Source organism: Nocardiopsis oceanisediminis (genome assembly GCF_048595525.1).
GTDB lineage: Bacteria > Actinomycetota > Actinomycetes > Streptosporangiales > Streptosporangiaceae > Nocardiopsis_A > Nocardiopsis_A oceanisediminis.
Genome location: NZ_JAFMZJ010000001.1, coordinates 4,496,238 through 4,522,776, shown reverse-complemented (window position 1 = coordinate 4,522,776; position 26,539 = coordinate 4,496,238). Strand labels below are relative to the sequence as shown.

19 protein-coding genes and 1 pseudogene are annotated in these 26,539 nt (G+C 76.5%); 12 read left to right on the top strand and 8 right to left on the bottom strand.

From position 1 onward, the window contains the following. Window positions 1-48: 48 nt before the first annotated feature. The 4 genes from J0910_RS20120 to J0910_RS20105 all read left to right on the top strand — a co-directional run bounded on the left by J0910_RS20120 (window position 49) and on the right by J0910_RS20105 (window position 6,548). Complete coding sequence (locus J0910_RS20120; protein WP_420160097.1) at window positions 49-2,241, top strand: serine/threonine-protein kinase; 2,193 nt, start codon at window positions 49-51, stop codon at window positions 2,239-2,241. A gap of 461 nt (window positions 2,242-2,702) precedes the next feature. Then, a complete protein-coding gene (locus J0910_RS20115) occupies window positions 2,703-3,581 on the top strand; it encodes a hypothetical protein (protein WP_420160096.1) in 879 nt (292 codons plus the stop codon). Next, on the top strand, window positions 3,574-5,766 hold the full coding sequence (locus tag J0910_RS20110) for a hypothetical protein (RefSeq protein ID WP_420160095.1): 2,193 nt from the start codon (window positions 3,574-3,576) through the stop codon (window positions 5,764-5,766). The genes J0910_RS20115 and J0910_RS20110 overlap by 8 nt, the downstream gene beginning before the upstream one ends. Beyond that, entirely contained in the window at window positions 5,763-6,548 is a 786-nt protein-coding gene (locus tag J0910_RS20105) for a hypothetical protein (protein WP_420160094.1), read from the top strand. Before J0910_RS20110 ends, J0910_RS20105 begins: the two co-directional genes overlap by 4 nt. 27 nt (window positions 6,549-6,575) lie before the next feature. On the opposite strand, the gene J0910_RS20100 is transcribed toward J0910_RS20105, so the two are convergent. Next, window positions 6,576-8,396: a BCCT family transporter gene (locus J0910_RS20100; RefSeq protein ID WP_420160093.1), complete on the bottom strand. Its 1,821-nt coding sequence runs from the start codon at window positions 8,394-8,396 to the stop codon at window positions 6,576-6,578. A gap of 534 nt (window positions 8,397-8,930) precedes the next feature. Here J0910_RS20100 and J0910_RS20095 point away from each other — a divergent pair. Beyond that, window positions 8,931-9,764: an endo alpha-1,4 polygalactosaminidase gene (locus J0910_RS20095; protein WP_420160092.1), complete on the top strand. Its 834-nt coding sequence runs from the start codon at window positions 8,931-8,933 to the stop codon at window positions 9,762-9,764. Between the two features lie 242 nt (window positions 9,765-10,006). Here J0910_RS20095 and J0910_RS20090 read toward each other — a convergent pair whose 3' ends face one another. Then, complete coding sequence (locus J0910_RS20090; protein WP_420160091.1) at window positions 10,007-10,798, bottom strand: SDR family NAD(P)-dependent oxidoreductase; 792 nt, start codon at window positions 10,796-10,798, stop codon at window positions 10,007-10,009. Window positions 10,799-11,245: 447 nt separating this feature from the next. On the opposite strand from J0910_RS20090, the gene J0910_RS20085 reads away from it, so the two are divergent. The 3 genes from J0910_RS20085 to J0910_RS20075 all read left to right on the top strand — a co-directional run bounded on the left by J0910_RS20085 (window position 11,246) and on the right by J0910_RS20075 (window position 13,532). Continuing rightward, a complete protein-coding gene (locus J0910_RS20085; RefSeq protein WP_420160090.1) occupies window positions 11,246-12,109 on the top strand; it encodes an alpha/beta fold hydrolase in 864 nt (287 codons plus the stop codon). Window positions 12,110-12,294: 185 nt separating this feature from the next. Next, window positions 12,295-13,134 (top strand): siderophore-interacting protein, encoded by an 840-nt coding sequence (locus tag J0910_RS20080; protein WP_420160089.1) that lies wholly within the window; start codon window positions 12,295-12,297, stop codon window positions 13,132-13,134. A 119-nt stretch (window positions 13,135-13,253) separates the two neighbouring features. Beyond that, on the top strand, window positions 13,254-13,532 hold the full coding sequence (locus J0910_RS20075; RefSeq protein ID WP_420160088.1) for a twin-arginine translocase TatA/TatE family subunit: 279 nt from the start codon (window positions 13,254-13,256) through the stop codon (window positions 13,530-13,532). Window positions 13,533-13,822: 290 nt separating this feature from the next. Here the strand turns inward: J0910_RS20075 and J0910_RS31325 are convergent. Then, window positions 13,823-13,999: pseudogene (locus tag J0910_RS31325) on the bottom strand (glycosyl hydrolase); the annotation flags it as partial. Window positions 14,000-14,230: 231 nt separating this feature from the next. Beyond that, on the bottom strand, window positions 14,231-15,673 hold the full coding sequence (hflX, locus tag J0910_RS20065; RefSeq protein ID WP_420160086.1) for a GTPase HflX: 1,443 nt from the start codon (window positions 15,671-15,673) through the stop codon (window positions 14,231-14,233). 261 nt (window positions 15,674-15,934) lie between these two features. Here hflX and J0910_RS20060 point away from each other — a divergent pair, with 261 nt between their 5' ends. Then, the gene (locus J0910_RS20060) at window positions 15,935-16,573 is read left to right on the top strand and encodes a DUF418 domain-containing protein (protein ID WP_420160085.1); all 639 of its coding nucleotides are present in this window, start codon (window positions 15,935-15,937) and stop codon (window positions 16,571-16,573) included. A gap of 8 nt (window positions 16,574-16,581) precedes the next feature. Here J0910_RS20060 and J0910_RS20055 read toward each other — a convergent pair whose 3' ends face one another. The 3 genes from J0910_RS20055 to J0910_RS20045 form a co-directional block, all read right to left on the bottom strand. Then, window positions 16,582-17,229: an HD domain-containing protein gene (locus J0910_RS20055; protein ID WP_420160084.1), complete on the bottom strand. Its 648-nt coding sequence runs from the start codon at window positions 17,227-17,229 to the stop codon at window positions 16,582-16,584. Window positions 17,230-17,465: 236 nt separating this feature from the next. Beyond that, complete coding sequence (locus tag J0910_RS20050) at window positions 17,466-19,082, bottom strand: amidohydrolase (protein WP_420160083.1); 1,617 nt, start codon at window positions 19,080-19,082, stop codon at window positions 17,466-17,468. Window positions 19,083-19,147: 65 nt separating this feature from the next. Further along, window positions 19,148-20,455: an MFS transporter gene (locus tag J0910_RS20045; RefSeq protein WP_420160082.1), complete on the bottom strand. Its 1,308-nt coding sequence runs from the start codon at window positions 20,453-20,455 to the stop codon at window positions 19,148-19,150. Window positions 20,456-20,642: 187 nt separating this feature from the next. On the opposite strand from J0910_RS20045, the gene J0910_RS20040 reads away from it, so the two are divergent. Both J0910_RS20040 and J0910_RS20035 read left to right on the top strand, forming a co-directional pair. After that, complete coding sequence (locus J0910_RS20040) at window positions 20,643-23,090, top strand: PucR family transcriptional regulator (RefSeq protein ID WP_420160081.1); 2,448 nt, start codon at window positions 20,643-20,645, stop codon at window positions 23,088-23,090. Window positions 23,091-23,470: 380 nt separating this feature from the next. Further along, window positions 23,471-24,919, top strand: coding sequence for a hypothetical protein (locus J0910_RS20035; RefSeq protein WP_420160080.1), 1,449 nt, complete (start codon window positions 23,471-23,473; stop codon window positions 24,917-24,919). Between the two features lie 58 nt (window positions 24,920-24,977). On the opposite strand, the gene J0910_RS20030 is transcribed toward J0910_RS20035, so the two are convergent. Next, window positions 24,978-25,208, bottom strand: a complete 231-nt coding sequence (locus J0910_RS20030) for a hypothetical protein (RefSeq protein ID WP_420160079.1) — start codon at window positions 25,206-25,208, stop codon at window positions 24,978-24,980. 273 nt (window positions 25,209-25,481) lie between these two features. Here J0910_RS20030 and tdh point away from each other — a divergent pair, with 273 nt between their 5' ends. Then, window positions 25,482-26,510 carry an L-threonine 3-dehydrogenase gene (gene tdh, locus J0910_RS20025; RefSeq protein ID WP_420160078.1) on the top strand — a complete coding sequence of 343 codons (1,029 nt, stop codon included), beginning with the start codon at window positions 25,482-25,484 and terminating at the stop codon, window positions 26,508-26,510. Window positions 26,511-26,539: the final 29 nt, after the last annotated feature.

Below are 26,539 nucleotides of genomic sequence, written 5' to 3'. Positions count from 1 at the left end.
GGCCCTCCGGAGTCGCGCCGACCGCCGATCCAGGGGAGCATGGCGCCCATGACGAACATGGGCTCTGCCGCCCCGAGGCGGCTTCCCCCGGAGCTCGCCCCCCTCGGGCCGGGCGACCCCGAGACCATCGGCCCCTTCCGGCTGGTCGGCCGGCTGGGGGCGGGAGGCATGGGCGCCGTCTACGGCGCGCTCGACGGCGCGGGGCGGTGCATCGCGGTCAAGGTGGTGCACGAGCGCTTCGCCGCCGACCGGCGCTTCCGCTCCGCGTTCGCCCGCGAGGTGGAGCTGATGCGGCGGGTCGGCGGGATGTGCACCGCCCCTGTACTGGATGCGGACCCCGGGGCCGGGCGGCCGTGGGTGGCGACCGGCTTCGTTCCCGGCCGCACTCTCGCCCGGTACGTGCGCGAGCACGGGCCGCTCGGCGGCGAGGTGCTGCACGCCTTCGCCGCGGGCACCGCCGAGGCGCTCGCCGCGGTGCACGCCGCAGGAGTGGTGCACTGCGACGTCAAGCCCGCCAACGTGATGCTCGCCCCGGACGGCCCCCGCCTGCTCGACTTCGGGATCGCCCGCCCCGTCGCCGCGGCCCGGGACGACGGGGTCTTCGGCTCCCCCGGCTGGATGAGTCCGGGGCGCATCGCGGGCCGCGATCCCGTCCCGGCCGACGACGTCTTCGCCTGGGGAGGCCTGGTGGCGTTCGCCGCCACGGGGCGGCCCCCGTACGGGCGGGGCGAGCCGGAGGAACTCCTCCGCCGCACCCGCGAGGAGGCCCCCGACGTCGCAGGTGTTCCGGAGGGCCTGCTGCCCCTGGTGGGCGCGGCCCTCGACCGCGATCCCGGCGCGCGGCCGTCGGCCGAGGAGGCGTTCCGCGCGGTGCTCGCCCGCACCGCCCCGGCCGCCGGGACCGCTCCGGGCGGCGCCCTGCCGGCCGCCCCTGAGGTGCCGGAGACCCGGGAACTCCCTGCGGAGCAGGATCCCCGCAGCCGCCTCGGCGCCCTGCTGCGTACCGGGTGGAGCGGGTTCGACGCCCCCTGGCACCGGCCCGAGCTGTGGGTGGCGGCCGCTCCGGTGCTGGGCGCGGTCGGCGGGACGGTGCTGGCCGGCGGCGCCGCAGGCACGGCGGGCGGTGCGGCGGCGGGTGGTACTGCGGCGGGCGGTGCGGCGGCGGGCGGCGCCGTGTCCTCCGCGGTGGGCGGCGCCGCCGCTGCCGGGGGCGTGGCCGGCGGGCTGAAGACCGCGGGCATCGCGGCCGCCGCCCTGCTCGCCGCCGGTGCGGCGGGCGTCGGCGGAGTCGCCGCCTACGGCGCCCTGACCGCGCTCACCCCGCAGGAGGCGGTGGTGCAGGCGGCCGATCTGGCCGCGGAGGCGCAGAGCTTCCGCGCCGAGACCACCTTCCGGACCGAGATGCCGGGGCAGGAGCCCTACACCAGCGTCGTCCGGCACGAGTTCAGCGCCGAGCCGGCCATCGGCTACCTGCGCACCGACGAGACGGCGGACGTCGGCGTCACCTCGGTCGCGCGCGACGCCGACGGCCCCGTCTACCTGTTCGACGGCACCTGGAGCCGCCGGCCTCCGGGCACCGACGTCCCGCTCTACTCGGAGGAGGAGTTCTCCGCCCAGTGGGTGGCCGAGGAGCTGCGGCGGATGGCCGATTCCGGCGAGCTGCGCGAGCACGGGGAGGAGACCGGGCCGGACGGCGAACCCGCGGCGCACTACAGCGGCGACTACACGGTCACCGTCACCTCTTACCCGTCCGGGGAGGAGACCGAGTACCCGGCCTCCTTCGACGTCTGGCTCGACGAGGAGGGGCTGCCGCTGCGCCTGGAGTCCTCCTACGACGCGGGGGAGACCGGCGGCGAGAACACCACCGAGACGGTGTTCTCCGACTTCAACGCCCCCGTCGAGGTGGACCTCCCGGAACCTTCGGAGATCGTCGCAGGGCGCTGCGAGGACTCCCCGGTGGCGGACCGGGCTTCGGGCGAGGTCGTCGTCGAGCCCACCACCCCCGGCATCACCTGCGAGCAGGCCGTCGAGGTCCTGGAGGGCTACTTCGCACTGCCGCCCGACCGGCTCCAGGGCAGCGGCGGGTTCGGTGAATACGACGGCTGGACCTGCGGCTGGGTCTCCCTGGGCGGGCGGGAGCCCGGACAGCCCATCGGCTCCTGCTACGAGCAGGAGTCCCTGGACGGCGGCGCGCCCCCCGCGGAAGGGGCCGGGCACATCTCCCTCTGGCCGGTGCAGTGACGCCGTCCCGGCCTCTCGGGAACGGCCGTCCGGACACGTCCTGCGGTCCGGCGGCTTCCTGAGCCCCCGGCCCGGGCGGACCGGGGAGTCCGCACCGCCTCCCGCCCGGGCGGCGGTCCCCGCTCCGCCCGGAGGGCCCATCGGATGCCCCGTTCCCGTCTTCCGGGCCGCCGGTCCGGCCCGAGTCCCGGCCGGCCGGGGCGGTCCGCCGCTCCGGGGGCGGGGAACCGGGTGTGTCCGGGGTCGCAACGCGCGCGCTCTGTCTGGTTCTGGACACTCTCCGGCATCGGCGGCCTGGAGGGTCGGCAGTGCACCGGGAGCACCGGAGCACCGCCGGGGGACCCGGGCCGCCGAAGTGGCGGCCGCCTGGGCCGCCGCGCGGTGCAGGCCGCCCCGGGCCCGTGATCGCCGACCTCGCGGAACGCCGGTTCGGCCCGAGAGAGTAAGGAAGGTGCGACCCCATGGCCGCCACCCCCCGACCGCTGCGGACCAGTTCACCCCTGCCGCCCTACCGCGCGGTGCTGGCCGTCGACGCGGAGGGCTACACCCGCAATTCCGCCTTCCACCAGCAGGTGCTCAGTACCGCCATCCCGGAGGCGCTGGAAGAGGCGTTCCGCCGCTCCGGTCTCGAAGAGGTGTGGAGCGAGCGCCGCTTCCCGCAGAGCGCCGGGGACGGGTACGTGGTCGGAGTGGAGCCGGAGCACCTTCCGTTCCTCGTCCACCCCATGCTCGGGCACCTGCAGGACGCGCTCGAGGACGACCAGTCGCGCCTGGCCGCCCACGAGCGGGAGCTTCGGCTCCGGCTGCGCGTCGCCCTCGACGTGGGGCCGCTTCCCGACGGCGGAGGGGCCGGCCCCGGACCCGTCGGCATCGGCCGCGCGATGAACGACGTCCACCGGCTGCTGGACGCCGCCCCGCTCCGCGACGAACTCCGCGCCTCCGACCGGGACATCACCTACCTCGCGGCGATCGTCTCCCGGGGCGTCTACGAGGAGGCGGTGGTCGGCCGCTTCGTCGGCCTGAACCCGCGCCGGTTCCGCCGCGTGGAGGTGCGGCACCCGGACAAGGGCTTCACCCAGGAGGGCTACCTGTACGTTCCGCTGCCGTCGCGCTCCTCCGGTGCCCCCGGCGCCCAGGCGGCGGAGCGGAAGGCGGAAGCCGCGCCCGCGCCCGCGCCCGAGCCCGAGCCCGAGCCCGGGCCCGGCGCCCCGGAGCCGCCCTCCGGCCAGGGGGCGGCTCCGGGCGGCGTGCGGATGGGCGACAACCACGGCCAGGCCGTGCTCGGCGGCACGCTCCAGGGCGGCATGCACGGTGACTTCCGCGGGAGGGGACGTGGCTGAGCGGCCCCAGGACGCCCCCGGTGCGGAAGAGCCCCCCGCACCGGAGCCGGAGCAGGAGGAGCCGGGCCGCGCGGAGCGGGAACCGTCCGTCCGGCCGGACGGGGGCGAGGCCGCGCCCGGACGGGAGAAGGCGGCCAACATCGCCGCGGACAACTACGGGCAGCTGGTCCAGGACGCCGTCATCTACGGCGGCATGCACATCCACACCGGCCCCGCCGACGGCCTGTACAGCCGCGCCGAGGCGACCCGGCTGGTCCGGGAGGCGCGCCGGCTCGACCCCCGGCGGGTGGAGGCGGTGCGCGCCTCGTTCGTCCGCCCCGAGCACTACCTCCGCTTCGAGCGGGAGTTCCGGGACGCCCGGGTCGGCGTGGTCGCCGGCCCCTCCGGCGCGGGCCGGGCGGTGACCGCCGTCTACGCGCTCGACCGCACCCGGCTGCCCCTCCGCGAGGCGGTCCCGGAGGCCGGGGAGCGGGACCTGGGGCTGGGGAGGCTCCCGGCGGAACCGGACCACGCCTACCTGCTGGACCTCACCCCCTTCGGCGACATCACCGGGCAGCGGGCCGCGGTCCGGGAGTACGCGCGCCGAGTGCGTGCGTGCGGAGGGCGGCTGGTCGTGGTCGCCGAGGCCTGGCGGGAGGACCCCGCCGACGACTACGCCTGCCTGGAGGTGGAGCCGGTCCCGGCGGAGCGGGTCTTCCACGGACACCTGCGCCACCTCATCGGGGAGGAGCGGGCCGCCCGCTGGTCCGCCGCCCCGGAAGTCCGCGGGCTGCTCACCGGGGAGACCCCGGACCGGGCGGTGCGCATGGCCAAGCAGGTCCAGCGCTCCGCCTCCTCCGAATCCGCCTTCGCGGTCCAGGTCGAAGAAGTCCTGGGAGTGTTCAGGAACTACGCGGCCGAGGTCCGCACGTGGTTCCAGGAGCACGAGAAGGCGGCCGCGCAGGCCGAGGGGAACCGGTACGGGCCGCGCGGCGCCGGGGACGGCCGGGACCGCCCGGAGCGCCGGGAGGAGCTGCGGGCCGGCGACTACCAGCGGGTTCTGATCGAGGCCGTCGCGGTCCTGGAAGGCTGCCCCTCCGACGCCGTGCTGCCGCAGGTCGACGAGCTCGCCAAGGCGTGGTCGGTCCCGGTGCAGTTCTCCTCGCCGATCTCCGGCGGCGGGCTCACCGCGATGCTGGCGGAGGTGGGCTCCGTCGTCGACGCGGAGGACCGCATCCGGTTCCGGCGGCCCGGGTTCGGCGACGTGGTGCTCGACCACCTGTGGCACGAGTACCCCAAGGCGCGCAGATCCCTGCTCACATGGTCGAACCGGGCGGTCCGCGAGATCCCCGTCCGGGAGCGCGGCGAGGTGGCGGAGCGCTGGCTGCGGCTCGCGGACCGGCAGGGGGACCCCGGGCCGGTGAACGGGCTCCTGGTCGCCTGGGGGCGGGACCGGGTGCTGCGCCCGGCCGCCGTCCCCGTGGTCGCCCGGGCCGCGGTGCACGGCCGGCTCGGCCCGGCGGTCCGCGCCTACCTCTACCGGCTGGCCGAGGGCGGCCGCGGCGGTGCGGCGACCGACATCGCCGTGGCCCAGGTGTGCGGCCAGTACGGCAGGGTCGAACCCGGCTCCGCGCTGGTCCGGCTCAGGCTGATCGCCGACCGGGCGCCGGGTTCGGAGAGCGGCGAGGCGGCCGTCTCGGAGGCTCTGGACTCCATCGCGGAGGAACCGGCCCCCTGCGCCGAGGTGTTGCGGGAGCTCGCGGCCTGGTCGGACGACCCCGAGCAGCGGGGCCGGGCCGGCCTCGCCCGCGGCCACCTCTACCGGATGCTCTCCGCGGCCGACGGCCGGGGCCTGCCGCTCCTGCTGGTGAGGACCGCGGACGAACCGGCCGGGATTCCGGCGGACGCGGTCGGCGCCGCGCTGGCGGCCGCACTGAGCGGGGCGGACCCGGAAAGGGCGGAGCGGGCCCTCGGCGGCTGGGCCGATGCCCCGGCACTGGCGCCGCGGGGGCGGGAGAGGACCGCTCTGGAGGCCGTACTGCTGCACGCCGCGTCCGCGAGCCCCGCCGCCAACGTGAGGATCGCCCGACTCCTCGGCCGGCGAGCGTGCGACCGGGGCGACCCCCGGGCGGCGGAGCTGATCGGGCGGATCGCGGCGCACGATCCGTTCACCCGGAGCCCCGAGTCCGTCGGAGGAGAGGTATGAGCTGGCTGATGCGGAGCGTCGTCCCCGGAGCGGAGGTGCCCCCGTGGAGCATCGCGTTCCGCTCGGGAGGCGAGGCGATGGAATTCTCCGCCCGCCTGCCGAGCAGGGACGAAGGGCTGCTGTTCAACGCCGACTTCGCGCTGGTGCTGGACATCGCAGCCCGGGGGAGGCGCCGGGAGCGGGCCGCGCAGAAGGCGCGGGCGGCGGTACTGGAGGCCGCGCGGGAGGAGGCGCGCGGCCACTCGGTGGCCGACCACGGCCTCGCCGAGGCCGAACTGGCGCGCCGGCTCCTCGCCGACGGCGTCGTCGACGACCCCGACATCAGGATCGGCAGTGTCGAGGTCCGGGTCGGAGCGGACGAGGCCGATGTCGAACTGGTCAAGAGCAGGGAGCGGTGCATTCCGCGCTACGCCCTCAAAGAGGAGGAGCTGCTGGCCCGGCTGCGGCATCTCGGGCGGCTCACCGAGGAGGTCTACAGCGACCCCGCGACGGCCCTCCGCTGGTGGTACGACCACAACCCGGAACGCACCGGGGAACTGGACGTGGCCGCCGACCGGTTGCGGCTGGTGACGGCGGAGGGGAGAGGGGCGGACGGGGAGCCGTCGGAGGAGGAGGCGGCGGGGCGCCTCGTGGCGGACCTGCTCCGCGGGCTCACCGCGGACGACCGCACCGATGTCCTCGACCGCCTCGCCGGGCTGTTCGACGCCTTCGGCCGGCGCGACCTCGGGAAGCGGATGCGGGCCGAGACCGGCGGGAGCGCCGCGGGCCCGCCGCTCGGGTGAGGGGCGGGCCCGCGGGGGCGGAAGGGGTCAGTCCTTCCGGGTGGAGCCGGTGCGGGGGTCCGCGTCGGCTCCGCCGGCCTCGCCGGCGTCTTCGGGTGTGTCGTCGGCGGGGGTGGTGACCAGCTGGAAGTCGCCGTCGTGCTCGCGGGCGCCGGTGACCACGGCGGCGGTGACCACCTCCCTGGCCTTGTGCGAGCGGATCACCTTCGGGTCGCGCTGCAGGTCCTTGATGAGGGACACGCACATCAGCAGCATGACCACGGTCCAGGGCGCCGCCACCAGGATGGTGAGGCGCTGCAGGCCGTCCAGGCCGGTGCTCTCGCCGCCGCTGGAGACCAGCATGATCGCGGCGACCGCGGCCATCAGCACGCCCCAGAACACGGTGACGCCCCGGTGCGGCACGTTCGCGCCGCGCTGGGAGAGCGTGCCCATGACGATGGAGGCGGAGTCGGCGCCGGTGATGAAGAAGATCGCGACCAGGACCGCGACGACCGCGCTGATCGCGGTGGCCCACGGGAACTGGGCGAGCAGCCCGTAGAGCATGCCCTCCTGGTTGCTGCCGTCGCCGTAGATGTCCACGCCGGCGGACTGCAGGTCGATCGCGGTGCCGCCGAGGATGGCGAACCAGATCAGGCTGACCGAGGAGGGCACCAGGATGACGCCGGTCACGAACTGGCGGATGGTGCGGCCGCGGCTGATCTTGCCGATGAACATGCCGACGAACGGCGTCCAGGAGATCCACCACGCCCAGTAGAAGATGGTCCAGTCGGTCAGCCAGCCGCCCACGTTCTCGCCGCCGCTGGCCTCGGTCCGGCCGGACATGTCGAAGAAGTCCGCCAGGTAGGCGCCGAGCGAGGTGGGGATCATGTCCAGGATGAACACGGTCGGCCCGACCACCAGCAGGAACAGCAGGATCAGCGCGGCCATGCCCATGTTGATGTTGGACAGCCACTGGATGCCGCGCTCGACGCCGGAGACCGCCGAAACCACGAACGCGACCATCAGGGCGGCGATGATGCCGACCAGCAGGCCGCTGCTGATCACCTCCACCCAGCCGAGCTGCTGGAGGCCGCCGGCGATCTGCAGCGCGCCCAGGCCCAGCGAGGTCGCCGAGCCGAACAGGGTGGCGAAGATCGCCAGCACGTCGATGAGCCTGCCGATCGGGCCGTTGGCGGCCTTCTCCCCGATGAGCGGGGTGAACACCGCGCTGATCAGCTGGCGCCGGCCGCGCCGGTAGGTGCCGTAGGCGATGGCCAGGCCGACCACGGCGTAGATCGCCCAGGGGTGCAGCGTCCAGTGGAACAGCGTGGTGGCCATCGCGGTGGCCGCGTCCGCTCCGCCGGTGCCCGGCGGCGGGGAGGAGAAGTGCCCCAGCGGCTCCGCCACGCCGAAGAACATCAGGCCGATGCCCATGCCGGTGGCGAAGAGCATCGAGATCCAGGAGACGGTGTTGAACTCCGGCTGCTCGTCGTCGCGGCCCAGCGTGATGTCGCCGTACTTGCTGAACGCCAGCCAGAGCGAGATCACCACGAAGGCGGAGGCGGCGAGCACGAAGCCCCAGCCGGCGTTGTGGATCAGGTTGTCCAGCATCCGCTGCGAGACGTCGGCCACCTGCTCGGGATCGGCCGCCCCCCACACCACGAACGCGATGGCCAGGGCGCCGGCGATGAGGAAGACCGGTCTGTCGGTCTTGGGGCGGGCGGCGTCGGCCTCGGACCGGGCGGGCGGCTCCCACAGCAGTTCTTCGGTGGTGTACGGCTCGGACGAGGACGCTTCGCTCGCCGAACCGTCTCCCCCGGTCTCGTCCTCGGGCTCCAGGGAGCGAGGGCTCTGGTCGTCTATTGCCACCTTGCGTCGGCGCGCGGAGCGCCGCCTCCTCTCGGGTGTCGTCCATCGGGCCCCGCCACCGCCGGCCCGGGGGAAGAGGCCGTCGCTCGGCGGGGGCGGGAGCGGCCCCGCAGAGCCGCGCACCCGCTGTGCCCGCAGGTGAACATACCCGACGGCGGGGCGGCGCCCGGGGACTCCGCGGAGCGCGTCAGAGGGTGCGGTGAACGGTCCGGAAGCGAATTCGAATCATCCCGGCGCTCCATCCGGAAAGGCGGTGGAGAGCCTGTCGGCGAGGGGCCGCCCGGGCGGCGGTCCGCGGCCGCGGGGCGGCGCCGCCGGGAACCCCCGTCTTCTTGGAGGATATCTCCGGAATGTCCGGATGAATTAATTATCTCCCGATTCTCGGATCGAGGCGGAACCCCCGCCCCCGCGCCGCCGCCGGCCGCCGGAACCCCCTGGCCGCAGGGGAAGGCGCCCCCGGAGCGCTAAGCTGGTCCGCCGGACCGGCGGAGGGGCCGCCGGGTCCGTGTGATCGGTCACGGGACGGGGCGGTCGGTGGCACATCGGAAGCGGAGCGCGGCGGGCCGGAGGCCCCGGACCGCTCTGGCGCTCCTGCCCGCCGCCGCACTCCTGTCCGGGTGCGCAGCCCCGGCCGGGACCGGCGCCGCCGCGCCCGACCCGGTGCCGGAGGAGGCCGGGTTCGACTACCAGATCGGCGGCGCCTACCCGCCGCCGCCCGGAACCGGCCTGGTGGTCCGGGACCGCGCGGCCGAACCCGCGGACGGCGCCTATTCGGTCTGCTACGTCAACGGCTTCCAGACCCAGGAGCCGGAGACCGCCCGGTGGCGCGCCGACCACCCGGAGCTGCTGCTCACCGAGGACGGCGACCCGGTCATGGACACCGACTGGAACGAGCAGCTCTTCGACGTCTCCACCGAGGCGAACCGCACCGCCCTCGCGGAGGCCGTCGGAACCTGGATCGACGGCTGCGCCGGCGACGGCTTCGACGCCGTCGAGATCGACAACCTGGACTCCCCGCTGCGCTCCCGCGGCCTGCTCACCGAGGACGACGCGCTGGCCTACGCCGGACTGCTGATCGACCGCGCGCACGCCGCCGGCCTGGCCGCCGGGCAGAAGAACGCGGTCGAGTCCGCCGCCCGGGGCGCCGCCGCCGGGTTCGACTTCGCGGTCGCCGAGGAGTGTGCCCGCTACGGCGAGTGCGCGGACTACGCCGACGCCTACCCCGGCCGCGTCTACGACGTCGAGTACCGCCGCCCCGACTTCGAGCGGGCCTGCGGCGCCCCGGTGCCCGGCGTCTCCGTCGTCCTGCGCGACCTGGCCGTCTCCCCGCCGGGCGACCCCGGCCACGTGCACGAGGTGTGCGGCTGAGAGGCGTCCGGGCGTCCGGCCGGCCGCCCGGAGTGCTCGGCGGCGGACCGTTGATCTTGACGCTGCGGGGGTATCAGGGCGCCCTGATACCCCCGCAGCGTCAAGATCAACGGGGAGTGGGACGGCGGCGCACGGCCCGCAGCGGCCGCGGCGGCACCGGGCCCCGGACCGCCGCTCGCACACCAGACGGTCCCTGGGCCGGCCCCTCCCCGGCGGGGGCGGGGCCGGCCGCGGAGAGGAGTTCAGAGCCCGTGCCGGCGGGAGACCATCCGCTCCACGGCGGTCCGCGGCAGCACCCGGCGCAGCGCGAACACCAGGGGAGCGGAGCTGCCCACCGCGTACAGCGGGCGCGGCCGCGGCGAGTCGATCGCCCGCAGCACCGTCCCGGCCACCCGGTCCGCGGAGACCCCGGCCGCCTCGTTGGCGTTGAGCGCGGCCAGCATGGTCCGGTACTCCCCGGCGTAGGGGGAGCCCTCGGCGATGTAGGAGGTCCGCCGGGTGCCGATGCCGGTGCTGATCGACCCGGGCTCGACCGTGGCGACACCGACCCCGTACGGCCCGACCTCGCGCCGCGCCGCGCAGGCGAACCCCTTCATCGCGGCCTTGGAGGCCACGTAGGAGGAGCGGTACGCCAGCGGGAAGCTGGCCAGCATCGACCCGACCATGACCACCCGGCCGTACCGGCGCACCCGCATCCCCGGCAGCATCAGCTGGGTGAGCCGGACCGCGCCGAAGACGTTCACCCGGAACAGCCGCTCCACCGCCTCCATCGGCAGCTCCTCGATCGGCCCGCTCTGGCTCTCCCCGGCGTTGTTCACCAGGACGTCGACCCCGCCGGCCGCCGCCGCGCACTCCTCCACCGAGGACATGTCGGACAGGTCGAGCCGGAGGTACTCCACCCCGGGCACCGGGTCGGCCACCCGCGCGGGGTCCCGGGTGGTCCCGTACACCTTGTCGCCGCGCGCCGCCAGCGCCCGGGCCACCGCGGCGCCGATCCCCGACGAAGCGCCCGTGACGAGCGCGGTGCGGCTCACCGCCGGCTCCGGCGGGCGGGCCGGCCGGCGGCCGGGGCGGTCGGGGGAGGGGAGTCGGTGGTCGTCCTCATCAGCGGTCCGTCCTGGCCGGGAGCAAGGGGGCGCGGCCGCCGGGAGGGCCCGGCGCGGCCGCCCCGCGCACGCCGCGCGGTGCCGCGCAACCCTACTCCAGCGGCGCCGGCCGGACCGGAGCGGGGTACAGGGGCCGGGAGGCCGCCGCCCGGCACTCCGGACCGCTGACGGGAGAACCCCGCCGCCGGGCGGTGATCGTGGCGGTGCGGCCCCATCGGAGCGCCCTGATCAGGGCCGCACCGCCACGATCACCGAGGGGAGGTCGGGGGAGGCGGATGTTCTTCCGGGCCCACCGCCTTTTCCCGTCGACGATCTAAGCTGGCGCCCGGGGCCGGCCCCGGGCCCGCCCCCCGAGACCCCGACCAGGAGGCGCCGTTGTTCACCCTCACCGCGACGGACGGGCTGCCGGTCCACGTGAACGACTGGGCGCCGGAGGGCGCCCCGCGCGCGGCCGTGCAGATCGCGCACGGGCTGAGCGAGCACTCCGGGCGCTACGCCCCGCTCGCCCGGGAGCTGGCCGGGCGCGGCTACGCCGTCTACGCCAACGACCACCGGGGCCACGGGCGCACCATGCACGCCGGACCGGGAGTGCTCGGCGAGGACGGCTGGAACCGGCTGGTCGGCGACATGGCGGCGCTGAGCGAGGAGATCCGCGGGCGGCACCCCGGGGCGCCGCTGGTGGTGCTGGGCCACAGCATGGGCTCCTTCGCGCTCCAGCAGTACCTGCTCGACCACGCGGGCGCGGTGGACGGCGCGGTGCTCTCCGGCACCGCCGCCGTGGACCTGCTCATCGGCCACCTGGTCGAGGTCATCGGCCCGGGCGGGGCCGCCGAGGTCTTCAACGCCCCCTTCGAGCCGGCCCGGACCCCGGCCGACTGGCTGAGCCGGGACGAGGCCCGGGTCGACGCCTTCCTCGCCGACCCGCTCTGCGGCTTCGGCCTGGACGGGCAGGCGATGCTCGACCTGTACGCGGCGGCCACCGAGCGGCTGGCCGGCCCGCCGGCGCTCCCCGCGGCGCCGCCGCTGTACGTGCTGGTCGGCGAGGCGGACTCGCTCAACCGCGGCCTGGAGTTCAGCGACGAGCTGGTCGAGCGGTACCGCCGGGCCGGCGTCGCGGACCTCACCTACCGCACCTACCCCGGCGCCCGGCACGAGCTGTTCAACGAGACCAACCGGGACGAGGTCGTCTCCGCCCTGCTCACCTGGCTCGACCGGGTCACCGGCGGCGGCCGGGGCTGACCCCGCGCGGCCGGCCGGACCGCTCTCCGCCCGCGGCCGGGGGAACCGGACCGGAAGCGGGGGCGGCGGCGCCGGGCGGGACGGGTTTGCCCCGCACCCCGAGGTGCTCTAGCGTTTCGGTTAGCCTCACCTAACCATTCGGCCGCGGAGGCCGGACGGCACCCGTACACGCCAAGGGGGACACCGTGCCGGAGCAGCGCAAGAAGAAGGTCCACACCGGTCGGGTGGTGGTCGCCGAGCGGATCACCCCGCACATGGTCCGGATCGTCCTCGGCGGCGACGGGCTGGACGCCTTCGAGGCGGGGGAGTACACCGACCACTACGTGAAGCTGCTCTTCCCCCCGCCCGGAGCGGTCTACCCCGAGCCCTTCGACCTGGAGGCGGTCCGGCGCGACCTGCCCCGCGAGCAGTGGCCGGTCACCCGCACCTACACCGTGCGCGCCTGGGACCCCGGGGCGCGCGAGCTCACCATCGACTTCGTGCACCACGGCGACACCGGGCTGGCCGGGCCGTGGGCGAGCGCGGCCCGCCCCGGCGACCGGATCAGGATGCTCGGCCCCGGCGGCGCCTACGCCCCCGGTGCGGAGGCCGACTGGCACCTGCTGGCCGGGGACGAGAGCGCGCTGCCCGCCATCGCCGCCTCGGTGGAGCGGCTGCCCGAGGGCCGCGAGGCGCACGTCTTCATCGAGGTCGCCGGGCCCGAGGAGGAGCAGAAGCTCGCCGCGCACGGCGGCGTCCGGGTGCACTGGGTGCACCGGGGCGGGCGGCGCGTCGGCGAGGCGCTGGTGGAGGCCGTCCGCGGCCTCGACTTCCCCGCCGGGGAGGTCCAGGCGTTCGTGCACGGGGAGGCCGGCTTCGTCAAGGAGCTGCGCCGGCTGCTCCGGGTCGAGCGCGAGGTCCCCCGGGAGCGGCTCTCCATCTCCGGCTACTGGCGCCTGGGCCGCAACGAGGACGCCTGGCAGTCCTCCAAGGCCGAGTGGAACCGCACGGTGGAGGAAGAGGAGGCCGCGGCGCTCGGGCGGTGAGCGCCGCCGCCCGCGGGCCCCGCAGGCGCCGCCCCGCACCAGGTCAGGGGCGCGGGGAGCGCAGGCGGGGGCGGGCGTATCCTCGACGGTGCAAGAGGCACCGTCGAGAGGGGTAGGACATGGGAATCGGTGGACGAGAGCTTCTGCTGCTCCTCCTGATCGCTCTGCTGGTCTTCGGGGCGAGCAGGCTCCCCGCCCTGGCGCGCTCCCTGGGCCGCAGCGCCCGGATCCTGAAGGCCGAGGCCAAGGGCCTCGCCGACGAGAACGACGCGCCCGAGGAGGACGGCGCCCAGGAGGCGCGGCAGCCGGCCCGGACCGCCGCCCCGCAGGCGCTCCCGCCGGGCGGAGCCGGGGACGGCACCGGCCGGGACGGCCGGGCCTCCCGCAGCCAGGGCTGACGGCGGCAGCGGCCCGCACCGGCCTTCCCCCCTCGGCACCCGCGGCCCGCACCGGCCGCGGCGTCCCGGCCGGTGCCGGATGTGCAGGGGAGTGAGGGGGCGCCCGGCCGGGCGCCCCCTCCTCCGTGTCCGGGGCGACGGTCACCGAGACCGGTGCCGGGTCCTCGATGCAGGGCGAAGGTCGCGTCCCGGCCCCATCGTCCCGGCCCCATCGGCGAACAGGCCGGTGCTCTGCTCGCGGGCGCCCGGAGGTCGATGGCGATCGGCACGCTGATCTGGTCCACCATCGACGGGTTGCAGCACATCCCGCCGTTCTTGCAGGTGAAATCGGGGGTGTCGGAGAGGAGGCCGTGGTCGGGCCCGCTCTCCGCGCGGCCCGCCGGGTACGGCAGGGCGGGGCGCCCCTCGCCGTCGGCCACCGCCTGAAGCGGAGCTCGTCGCCGAGAGCGGAGTAGCCGCCCCGGCATCGGCCGGAGCGGACGCTCCGGGCCACCCGCGCGGAGCGGGTCGGCGGTCCGGAGCGGGAAGGGGACCGGCGGAGGCCCGCCGGATTCTCCCCTCCGCGCCTGCCCCGCCTGCGGCGGCGTGCGCCGGACCCCGGGGCGGCGGTTCCTCCCGCCGCCGCGCGCACCGGAACGGGCCCGCTCACGGGCGAGGCCCCGTCGGCGGCGGTGCCGGCGGGGCCTCGCGGAGCGTCCTCAGCCGGCGGCCGGGCGGCCCTCCGCGGGCTCCGGCACGGCGAACGGGGCCAGGGCGGCGGCCAGCTCGGGGTGGACCTCGGCGCTGAGCAGGGTGCCGCGCTCGTTCTGCTCCAGGCCGCCGATCAGGCCTTCGGAGTGCACCCGGGAGACCAGGTCGCCCCGGGAGTAGGGCACCTCGGCGCGGACCCGCACCTCCGGCCGGGGCAGCGCCTCGTCGACCAGGGCGAGCAGCTCGTCGATCCCGGCTCCGGTGCGCGCGGAGACCGCGACGGAGCGCGGCGCGCTCGCCAGCAGCCGCTCGACCTCGGCCGGGTCGGCGGCGTCGGCCTTGTTGACCACCAGCACCTCGGGGAGCTTCTCCGCGCCCAGCTCGGTGAAGACCTCGCGGACCGCGGCGATCCGGCCCTCCGGGTCGTCCTGGGAGGCGTCCACCACGTGCAGCACCAGGTCGGCGTCGGCCACCTCGTCCAGGGTGGAGCGGAAGGCGGCGACCAGCTGGTGCGGCAGGTGCCGGACGAAGCCGACGGTGTCGGCCAGGGTGACGTCCCGGCCGCCCGGGGTGCGGGCCCGGCGCACCGTGGGGTCGAGGGTGGCGAACAGGGCGTCCTGCACCAGCACCCCGGCGCCGGTGAGCCGGTTGAGCAGGCTGGACTTGCCGGCGTTGGTGTATCCGGCCAGGGCGACGGCGGGCACCTCGCGGCGCCGGCGCTCCTGCCGCTTGACGTCCCGGCGCGCCTGGAGCTCGGCGATCTCGGCGCGCGCCTTGGCCATCTTCTCCTGGATCCGGCGGCGGTCGGTCTCCAGCTTGGTCTCACCGGGGCCGCGGGTGGCCATGCCGCCCCCGCCGCCGCTCCCGCCGGCCTGGCGGGAGAGCGACCGGCCCCAGCCGCGCAGCCGGGGGAGCATGTACTCCATCTGCGCCAGGGAGACCTGGGCGCGGCCCTCCTTGGACTTGGCGTGCTGGGCGAAGATGTCCAGGATGAGCGCGGTCCGGTCGACCACCTTGGCCTGGACCGCGTCCTCCAGGTGGACGATCTGGGCGGAGGAGAGCTCGCCGTCGCACACCACGGTGTCGGCGCCGGTGGCCTCCACGATGTCGCGCAGCTCGGCGGCCTTCCCGGAGCCGATGTAGGTGGCCGGGTCGGGCTTGGAACGGCGCTGGACCACGCCCTCCACGACCTCGGCCCCGGCGGTCTCGGCGAGCGCGGCCAGCTCCTGCATGGACAGGTCGGCGTCGCTCTGACCGCCGGACGGCCAGACGCCGACCAGGACGACCCGCTCCAGCCGGACCTTGCGGTTCTCCACCGAGGCGACGTCCTCGCGCTCGGTGGACAGTCCGGGTACGCGGCGCAGCGCCAGGCGGTCGGCCAGGTCCTCCTGAAGGCCGTTGTAGTCCTCCTCGAAGGGGGCGGCGGGCTCTGACGGATGCGAATCGGGCATGGGGTCCTTTCACGGCGGTGGCGGTCGCCACGTCGGCGATTCTACGGGCGGCGGCCGCGGACCGGCCACGGATTTTTCCGGCGCGGCCGCTCCGACCTGCGGGAGCGCCGGGCGGCCGGGAGCCGTCCGAGCGGTCGGCGGACAGGCTTCGCAGAACCCCGAATCTACCCCGTAAAGGCGTAAATCGGACTTAACGACGAGAGGGGAGAAGAGAAGAGTCCCTCCGCCCCCCGGGCCGCGGCGGCGGCCGCGCTGTTCGCGGTGCCCCCGCTCGTCGAGGCGTACTGGCCGTGGAGCCGGGAGCTCGCGGTCTTCGCCGTGACCGTCCCGCAGACGCTCGGGTTCTTCTGCGCCGGCATCTGGCCGGCCCGGCCCGCCCGGCTGCCCGCCGCCCTGGTCGGGGCGGGGCCGGCCGGCCAGATCGCCGGGGCCGGGCTGATGCTCCTGGGCGACGCGCTGCTCCCCCCGGTCCTGAGCGCCGACGGGATCCCGGAGCCGCCCGTCCCGGCGTCCACCGCGCTGATCGCGCTGGCCGGCACCGTGACCGGCCTGGGCGGCGGCCTGTTCTACTTCGGCCTGGTGTGGTGGCCGATGCGGCGCGGCCGCACCGCCGCGCGGCTGCTGGGCGCGCTGGTGCCGCTCGGCCGGATGAGCCTCACCGTCTACCTGCTGAGCACCGCGCTGTTCCTGGCGGTGCTGCTGCCCTTCGACGGCCGGGTCACCGTGGCCTGGCAGCTCACCGCGGCGTTCGGCTACTTCGCGGTGGTGGCGGTGGCGGCGCCGCTGTGGCTGCGCGGGTTCCGGGCCGGGCCGCTGGAGTGGGCGTGGCGCTGCCTGGTCTACCGCAGGCGGCTGCCGCTGCGCCGCAGGCCGGCCGGGCCGCGCCCCGGGGGCGGGTGAGCGGCCGGTCACTCCGGCCAGGGCGAGGAGAGGACCGTCTCGACGAAGTCGCCGCGCCGGAAGCCGGGCCGGTAGTGCGCCAGCACGTCGGCCTTGACGTTGCCGAAGGTCGTCTCCGGCTTGGGGGCGACGCCCTCGGCGAAGGCGTGCAGGATCCGCCGCTTGAAGTCGGGGCGCGGGTGCAGGGCGGTGACCGCGTCCCGCTCCGCGGCGCTCAGCTCGTCGTGGTCCAGCCCCAGGACGTCGTACTCGACTCCGGCGGTGACCAGGGCGACCTCGGGCTCCATGTACTGCGGGACGCCGGGGGTGGTGTGCAGTGCGATCGCGGTCCACACCCGGCGCACGCCGTCCTCGGGGACGCCGTGCGAGCGGAGGAAGGCGCGGGCCTCGTCGGCGCCGTCGACCTCGAAGCGGCGGCCGCTGCCGTGGAACCGCTCGCCGAGGCCGAGGTCGTGGAACATCGCGCCGATGTAGAGCAGCTCGGGGTCGGGGTCGAGGCCGCGGCGGCGCCCGCGCAGGGCGCCGAACCAGTAGACCCGCCGGGAGTGGTGGTAGATCAGCTCCTCGGTGGTGTCCCGGACCAGCTCGGTGGCTTCGGCGGCCAGTTTCGTGTCGGGGACGGCGACCCCGGAGATCTCCGTGGTTCCGGTGCTCATCGCGGTGGCCCTCTTTCCTGGTCGGCGTCGGGGCCGCGCGGGCGCGCGGCCTGCTCCGGCTCCGAGCCTTCCGGGGGCGGGCGCCGAAGGGAACCGTCCTTCGGGACCCGGACCCCGCGGATCCGGACATGGGGCCCGCGGGCCGGCCCGGCCCCGGGGTGCTCCGGGGCCGGGCCGGTGCTCCGGGGAGGCGGGGACGGCCGCCTCCCCGGAGGCCGGTGCGCCGCGCCGGCCGGTCAGCCGCGGGCGTCGTGGGCGATCCGCCCGTCCAAGACGGTGACCAGGGCGGAGACCTCGGCGAGGCGGTCGTGCGGGAGGGCCTCGACGTCCTGGTCGAGGACGACCGCGTCGGCGAGGCGGCCGGGGGCCAGGGACCCGATCCTGTCCTCCATGCCCAGGGCGTGCGCGGCGTCCAGGGTGTGCGCGCGCAGCGCCTCGTACAGGGTGACGGCCTGGTCGGCGCCGATCTCCTCGCCTTCGCGGGTGCGGCGGCGGACCGCGTTGGCGATGGTGTCCATCGGGCGCAGGCTGGACACGAAGGAGTCGCTGGACAGCGCGGGGCGCAGCCCCAGGTCCAGCTCTTCGCGCATCGGCTGCAGGCGGTGCGCCCGCGGGCCCAGCCGGCGCAGGAAGTCGCCGCCGCTGTCGTGCAGGAAGTTGGGCTGGTTGACCGGGATGACCCCGTAGTCGGTGAACCGCTTGACCTGCTCGGGGGTGGGGTGGCCGCAGTGCTCGATGCGCGGCCGGGGGTCGGGCCCGCCCGCCTTCGCGGCGGCGGCGATGGCGGCCAGGGTGTGCTCCATCGCGGCGTCGCCCTGGGTGTGGATCGCGACCTGCCAGCCCTCGCCGGCGGCGCGGGCGACCAGGGCGGCCAGCTTCTCCGGGGCCCAGTACAGGCTGCCGGGGAACTGGCCCCGCTCGCCGTAGGGGGTGGAGAAGGAGGCGGTGCCGCCGAGCAGGGTGCCGTCGCAGTAGAACTTCATCGCGCCCAGGCGCAGCCGGTCGTCGCCGAACGGGCCGGCCAGGCCGATCGCGGTGAGCTCGTCGAGCTGGTGGGAGAGGGGCATGCCGACGGTGCGCAGCGGGAGCATGCCGGCGGCGTGCGCGGCGCGGTAGACGCGGAGCTCGCGCCGGGAGACCTGGGGGTCGCACACGGTGGTCAGGCCGGCGGCGAGGTAGGGGGTGCGGGCCGCCTCCAGCCAGCCGAGCAGCTGGTCGGCGGGGAGGTCGGTGTGGAAGTTGGGGCCGTGGCAGCCGACGTCGACGGCGAGCGGCAGGAGCAGTTCCATGGCGGAGTCGAGCACCATGCCGGTGAGCCGGCCGCCCTCGTCGCGCAGGAGCGCGCCGCCGGCCGGGTCGGCGGCGTCCTCGGAGATCCCGGCCAGCCGCAGCGCCTCGGTGTTGACGACGGCCTGGTGGCCGGATACGTGGTAGATGATCACCGGGTGCTCGGTGGTGGCCTCGTCCAGCAGCCGCCGGGTGGGGCGCCCTTCGGGGTACTTGGCGTCGTCCATGCCGAAGGCGCGGATCCACTGGCCGGCCGGGGTGCGCAGGGCCTCTTCGGCGATGGCGGCGACCAGGTCGGCGACGCTGCCCACCGCGGGGTAGCCGGCGTCCACGGCGGCCAGCGATTCCGCGGTGGACAGCAGGTGGTTGTGCGGGTCGATGAAGCCGGGGAGCACGGTGCGCCCGCCGGCGTCGATCACCTGGGCGCCGGGGCCCGCGGCGGCGGCCGCCTCCGCCTCGCCGCCGACGGCGGCCACCCGGCCGTGGGCGAGCGCCACCGCCTCGGCGCGGGGCCGGGCGTCGTCCATGGTGAGGACCTTGGCGTTCCGGATGAGCAGGGCGGACATGGGAGGGGCCTCCTGGTGGCTCGGGTGCGGGCCGGGGCCCGCGCGGTCGGGTGGTGCGGTCGGGGTCAGGCGGCGGCGGGGACGCCGGCCCCGTCGCGGTGGGCCGGGGCCTTGCGCAGGCAGGCGATGCTGGTCAGGGCCATCGCGATGAGCAGGCCGGCGACCGGGTAGACGCTGCCGGTCGCGGCGAGCAGCGCGGTGCAGGCGAGCGGGGCGAGGCCGCCGAAGAGGGCGCCCGCCACCTGGTAGGAGATGGACACGCCGGTGTAGCGGACCCGGGGCGGGAACATCTGCGCCAGCACGTGCGCGATGGGGCCGTAGGTGGCGGCGAGGACCAGGCGCATCGCGCCCAGGGAGAGGAAGACGGCCGCGGTGCCCCAGCCCATGGCGAGGAACTGGGGGACGGCGAGCAGTGCGACGGCGAGCAGTCCGGCGGTGATCACGCGGGCCGCGCCGTACCGGTCGCCCAGCCAGGACACGGCGGGGGTGGCGAGGAGTTCGATGAAGGCGGCGAAGGTGAGCGCGCTCAGGATGGTCTGCTCGGCGACGCCGGCCTCGGTGGTGGCGTAGGCCTGGAGGAACGTGGTGACGATGTAGTAGCCGCCGACCGCGACGGGCAGGATGCCCAGGCCGAGCAGCATGGGGCGCCAGGCGGTGCGGAGCGCCTCGCGCAGCGGCGCCTCCTCCGGGGTTCCGGCCGGCTTCTCGGTGTGCGCGGCGGCGAAGACCGGGGACTCCTCGATCTTGAGCCGGATCAGCAGGCCGACGGCGACCAGGACGATGGAGGCGAGGAACGGCAGGCGCCAGGCCCAGGTGTGCAGGGCGTCCCCGCCGATCGCGGAGATGAGGGTGAAGGAGCCGCTGGCCAGCAGCGCCCCGGCGGGGTTGCCGAGCTGGGCGAAGGAGCCGAAGAAGGTCTTGCGGCCCTCGGGGGCGTGCTCGACGGCCATCAGCACCGCGCCGCCCCATTCGCCGCCGACGGCGATGCCCTGGATGAAGCGGAGCGCGACCAGCAGCAGCGGCGCGAGGAGGCCGGCCTGCTCGTAGGTGGGCAGCAGGCCGACGCAGAAGGTGGCCAGGCCCATCATGACCAGGGTGGTGACCAGCGCGGACTTGCGGCCGACCCGGTCGCCGAAGTGGCCGAAGACGATGCCGCCGAGCGGCCGGGCGAAGAACCCGACGGAGAAGGTGGCGAAGGAGGCCATCAGCCCGATCATCGGGTCGGTGCCGACGGGGAAGAAGATGTGGGCGAAGACCAGCGCCGATGCGGTGGCGTAGATGTAGAAGTCGAACCACTCGATGGTGGTGCCGATGAAGCTGGCGGTCGCGGCGCGCGCGGGGTGCGGGCCGGTTCCGGTGGCTGGCTGTGTCACGGTCGCTCCAAACATGGGCCGGACGAACCGCCTGGTGGTGGGCGGCCGCCTGCGGTTCGCCGGGGGATCGGTGTGACAGTAGACACGGTTCGGCCGCACAATGAAGGTCGGATCGCACCGTCGGTTCCGTGATCGCTGTGCGCGGTGCACAGCGGCCGCGCGGTGGCGGCCGAGGGCGGGGTGCGCGATGCCCATCACGGTGGAGGACGTCGTCCGGTCTCCGGGCCTGCAGGTGCGGGTGGTGGCGGGCCGCTCCGGGCTGGGCGGCGAGGTGCGCTGGGCGCACGTGATCGAGCTGGCCGACCCGGTGGAGTGGCTGCGCGGCGGTGAGCTGGTGCTGACGGTCGGGCTGGGGCTGCCGGAGTCGGCGGAGGAGCGGCGCGGGTACGTGCGCCGGCTGCGCGGGGCCGGCTGCGTGGGCCTGGGCTTCGCTCCGGGGACCTGGCTGCGGGAGGTTCCGGCGGAGGTGGCGGCCGAGGCCGACGCGGTGGGGCTGCCGCTGCTGGTGGTGGAGGGGCGGACCCCGTTCGTGGCGGTGGTGGAGGCCGTGGCGGACCTGCACGCCCGGGCCCGGCTGGCGGCCCAGCACCGGGTGCTGGCGGCCCAGGACGCGATGGCGCGGGCGGCGCTGTCCGGCGGTGCGGCGGCGGTCCTGCGCGAGCTGGCCGGGGCCACCGGGGGCGAGGCGGCGCTGGCGGACGGGTGGGGGGTGGTCCGCGAGGCCTCCGGTGCGGCCCGCCCCTGGCACACCCGCCTGGGCCCGTCCCCGGCCGACCGCCGCCCGCGCGGCGTGGTCATCCTCCCCGATGAGGACGCCCCCGGCCCGGCCGCCCCCGTCCGGCCCGGGGCGCCCGCGCTCTTCGAGGGAGCGGGGGCCGTCCCGGGGGAGGCGGCCCTCGGACCGCCTTCGGGCGGAGAGCCGGTGCGGCCGGGCTCCCCGCCGGAGGCGGCGGCCCCGCCGGCCGGCGCCGCCCCTCTCCCGCCGGCTCCCGACGGCGGAGCCGCCTCTCCGCGGCCGGCTCCCGACGGCCCCGGGGGCTCCGCGGGGGGAGGGGGCGCGCGGCGTTCCGCCTCCGGGCCCCGGGAGGCGCGCGGCCGCAGCGGCGCCGGCCCGGCCGGGGAGCGGGAGCCCGCCGCGCCCGGTGGGGTGGACGGCGGTCCGGAGCCCGCCCCGGGCAGGAGGGGCGTACAGGCGCAGAGGGCGGAGGGCCCGGTCGCCCGCCCCGGTGCGGACGCGGCCGCACGGCCCGGCGGCGGAGGCCCCGGGTCGCCGGGGGAGGAAGGGGCCGCCGGGAGCGGTGCGGCTCCGGAGCGGGAACGCCTCGTCCCGGACCCCGGCGCGGTGGACGCGCCGGACACCGCTGCTCCGGGCCCCTGCGCCGCTCTGGCCCGGGGCGGGGAGGAGGCGGCCGCCGGGTCCGGTGCGGCTCCAGGGGGCGGCTCCGGTCCGGATGGGGGCCTTCCGGGAGAAGGGCGGCCCGCCTCCGGCGGTGCGGGCGCCGGGGAAAGGGGCGCGGGTGCCCGTCCGGCGATGGGCGCGACCGGTGGGGCCGACCGGTCGGCCGGCCCCGGTGCGGCGGAGGCCGCCGGCCCGGGCCCCTCCACCGCCCGGCCCGGGGGAGCGGAGGACGAGGCGGCCGCCCGTCCCGGTGCGGGGCCTGCCGTACCGGATCCGGGCGGGGGCGCGGCCGGCCCCGGTGCGCCGCTCGGGCGGTTGAGCGGGGCGGAGACCGCCGCCCGGGTCCGGGACGGCGGGGAGCGGCCGGAGGGCGGGGGCGCCACGGTGCTGGTGCAGGACCTGGCCGCGCCCGGGGCGTTCCGGCTCGCGCTGCGCTGCCCGGGGCCGGTCCCGGTGCACGCCCGCATGCTGGCCAACCACGCCGCGACCCTGCTCGCCGCCGAGCTGCACGCGGCGGCCCAGGCCCGCCGGGTGCGGCTGCGGGAGCGGTCGCGCGCCTTGGCCGCGCTGCTCCGCGGCGACCGGGTCCCGGTGCCGCCGCTGCCCGCGCCGCCGCTGGAGGTCGCGGTGCTGCCCGCCTCCCGCCCGGAGGCGCTGATGGACGCGGTGGCCGATGTGCTTCCCGAGGTGCTGGGCGACGCCGGGGCGGCGGAGGCGGTGGCGGCCGCGCCGGTCGGCGACGCGCTGGCGGTGGTGTTCCCGGCGCGCGGGCGGCGCCGGGCCGGGGGCGCCCTGCTGCGCGCCCTGGGCGGGGCGGAGGGGGCGCCGCCGGCGTGCGGCGGCTGCTCGGCGCGCGGCCCGGAGGGGTTGCGCGCGGCGGTGCGCCGGGCGCGCAGGGAGGCCGCGGCGGGCCCCGGGTACCGGCACGTCGAGGACGCCGACCCGCTGGCCCGGATCGGCCGCTCGCTGGGCGGCGAGGCGGACGAGTTCGTCGCCTCGGTCCTGGGGCGGCTGCGCGAGCACGACGCGCGCAACGGCACCGAGCTGGTGCCGTCGCTGCGCGCCTATTTCGAGCACGGCGGGGTGGAGTCGGCGGCCCGCGCCCTGGACGTGCACCGCAACACGCTGCGCACCCGGCTGCGGACCGCCGAGCGCCTCTCCGGCCGCGGGCTGGTCGGCCGCGGCCGCCTGGAACTGGAGCTGGCCCTGGCCTTCGAGGCGTTCCTGGAGGACTGAGCCGCACGGGAGGGGCGCCGGCCGCTCTGCCCGGCGGCCGCCCGGAGTTCTCGGCAGCGGACCTCCCCGCAACGCCAAGATCAACGGGGAAGTGGGGCGGCGGCCCGGCGCTGGAACAGGGGACGGGGGCGCGGGGCCTCTCGCGTCTCCGCCGCTGCCGGAGGCCGCCTGTGCGGCGTGCCCCCGACCGATGGTCCGGGGTAGGGCGCGGTGTTCCGGTCGGCCGTTCTCACCTGGGGGGATGCTTCGGAGTGTGCGCTCGCGGCTCCGGGCGGTGAACCGGGCGGGGGCGGGGGGCGTCCTAACGGTCTGTGCGGGGCCGGTCCGCCGTCCGGTGGGCCGCTCCGGGGACCACGAAACCCCCTATGGTCGGAGAAGAATTGCATAAAGGACGGAAGGCCGCTGCCGCGGCCGGGGCCGGAGTGCTCGGTGCGGGGATCCTCGCGGGGGTCTCCGCGGCGGGGCCGGCGTGGGCGCTGAGCGCGCCGTCGCCCGCCGCGCCCGGTGAGCGGGCGGAGGTCCGCGAGGACTTCAACGGGGACGGGTACGGCGACCTCGCGGTCGGGGCCCCCGAGGGCGGCGGCGACACGGGCTACGTGACGGTCGTCTACGGGTCGGCCGAGGGCCTGGACCCGGCCGGCGCGACGGTGATCGACCAGAGCACCCCCGGGGTGCCGGGCGACCCCGAGCCCGGCCGGCGGTTCGGCTCCCACATCGCCGCCCGGGACCTGGACGGCGACGGCGTCACCGACCTGGCCGTGCAGACGGGCGGGGCGGACACGGTCACGGCGCTGTGGGGCGCGGAGGGCGCCGGCCTGAGCGGCGACGGAGCGGTCCTGCTGGGCCGGGCCCACCACCTGGCCGGCGGCGACTTCGACGGGGACGGCGCCTCCGACCTCGTCTTCACCGAGTACATGCGGGGCGCGGAGAGCTCGCTGCTGCTGGGCCCGTTCACCCGGGACGGCGAGCCCGCCGGGGCCCGGAAGGTGGACCTGGGCGGCAGCGACTGGGACGTCTTCGCCCTCGCGGCCGGGGACGTGACCGGTGACGGCGCGGACGACCTGGTCGCCATCCGGTCGATGGAGGAGGGGGCCCGGCCGGGCCTGTTCCTCGCCGGCGGCGCGGACGGCCTCACCCGCGAGGAGGCCGAGGTCCCCGAGGCGCTGAGCGCGGTGATCGGCGACTTCGACGGCGACGGCCGCGGCGACCTCGCCTACCGCGAGGCGCCGGGCGGCGTCGTCGAGGGGCCGTGGACCGACGCGGGCGTCGTCCGCGTGGTCTACGGGACCCCCGAGGGCCCCGGCACCCGCACCGCCGAGTTCACCCAGGCGACTCCGGGCGTCCCCGGGGCGCACGAGAAGGGCGACCTGTTCGGTGCCGCGCTGGCCGCCGGGGACGTCGACGGCGACGGCCGCGACGACCTGGCCGCCGGGGTCCCCGGCGAGGCGATCGGCGGTGAGGCGAAGGCCGGCGCCGCCGTCGTGCTCTACGGCTCGGAGTCCGGCCTGACCGGCGCCGGTGCGCAGGCGTTCAACCAGGCCACCGCGGGGGTCCCCGGTGTCGCGGAGGCGGGCGACCTGTTCGGGGCGGCCGTGCGGCTGCTCGACGCGGACGGCGACGGCCTCGCCGGCCTCGCGGCCTCCGCCCCCGGTGAGAACGGCTACAGCGGCGCGGTGTGGTCGGTCCGCGCGGCCGGGGGCGGCCTGGACGCTTCCACCGCCGCGTCCTTCGGGCCCGCCGACGCGGGCTCCCCGCCGGAGCAGGCGGTCTTCGGCGCGGTCTTCGGCAACTCCACCGAGTCGGTCCTGTGGGGCATCGAGGACCGCTGACCCGGGTGGCGCTCCCCGGCCCGCACCGGTGGACCCCGGTGCGGGCCGGGGCCGCGCATCAGCTGGTGACGCGCACCGCGGTGAACACCGCGACCTGCGCACCCTCCTCGGTGAGCGACTCGCCGGTGGCTTCGAACACCACCGTGCGGCCGCCGCGCTTGTAGCGGTAGCGGTCCCTGGGGTCGGCGACCTCGGCGAAGGAGCCGTCCAGGTCGCGGACCTCGCTGAACTCGGGGGCGTCCGGAACGTCGAGCCGGATCCGCTTCATGGCGGGCTGCAGAATCGACACGTCTCTCCTCACTGCCTGGGGCACCGCGGTTGTGTCGGTAGAGGAATGCCCCGCCGGGGCCGGAACCATGCCCGCCGCGGCGGACCGTGAAGCCAAGCTGTGGGCGCGCTGAAGAAAACCGCGATGGACCGGCGCGCCCGCGGCGGTGCAGATTGGTCGGTGCCCGGTGCGGCCGCCGCTGCCGCACACCGGGCCCGGTCCGCCCGCGGGCGCCGTTCGCGCGCCCGGCCCGCGGCCGGCGTCCACCGCCCGTCGCACCGTCAGGACACAGCTGTGAAGGCGATCGTCAAGGACAAGGCAGAGCCCGGTCTGCGGCTGATGGACGTGCCCGAGCCGTCCATCGGCCCCGGCGAGGTGCTCATCCGGGTGCTGCGCACCGGCATCTGCGGCACCGACCTGCACATCCGGGACTACGACGCGTGGGCGCGGCAGGCCGTGCGCGCCCCGCTGGTCCTCGGCCACGAGTTCGCCGGGGAGGTCGTGGAGACCGCTCCGGGCGTCGCCGACATCGCGGTGGGCGACCTGGTCAGCGGCGAGGGCCACCTGGTGTGCGGGAAGTGCCGCAACTGCCAGGCCGGCCGGCGCCACCTGTGCCGCAGCACGGTCGGCCTCGGCGTGGGCCGGGACGGCGCCTTCGCCGAGTACGTGGCGCTGCCCGCCTCCAACGTCTGGGTGCACCGCTCCCCGGTCGACCCCGACATCGCGGCGATCTTCGACCCGTTCGGCAACGCCGTGCACACCGCGCTCTCCTTCCCGCTGGTCGGGGAGGACGTGCTGATCACCGGCGCCGGGCCGATCGGGATCATGGCCGCCGCGGTGGCCCGGCACGCCGGCGCGCGCAACGTCGTCGTCACCGACGTCAGCGAGTACCGGTTGGAGCTGGCCCGCGGCGTCGGCGCCGACCTCGCGATCAACGTCGCCGAGGACACCGTCGGGCAGGGGCAGCGCCGGCTCGGGCTGCGCGAGGGCTTCGACGTCGGCCTGGAGATGTCCGGCCGCCCCGAGGCGCTGCGGGAGATGATCGCCAACATGACCCACGGCGGCCGGATCGCGATGCTCGGCCTGCCCGCCGGGGACTTCGAGGTGGACTTCGCCCGCGTCGTCACCTCGATGATCACCCTCAAGGGGATCTACGGCCGGGAGATGTTCGAGACCTGGTACGCGATGTCGGTGCTGCTGGAGCGCGGCCTGGACCTCGCCCCGGTGATCACCGGCCGCTACCCCTACCGGGACTTCGACGCGGCCTTCGACGACGCCGCAGGGGGACGCTGCGGCAAGGTCATCCTCGACTGGACCGCCTGACCGCTCTTCGCACGCCTACCTGGGAGGCC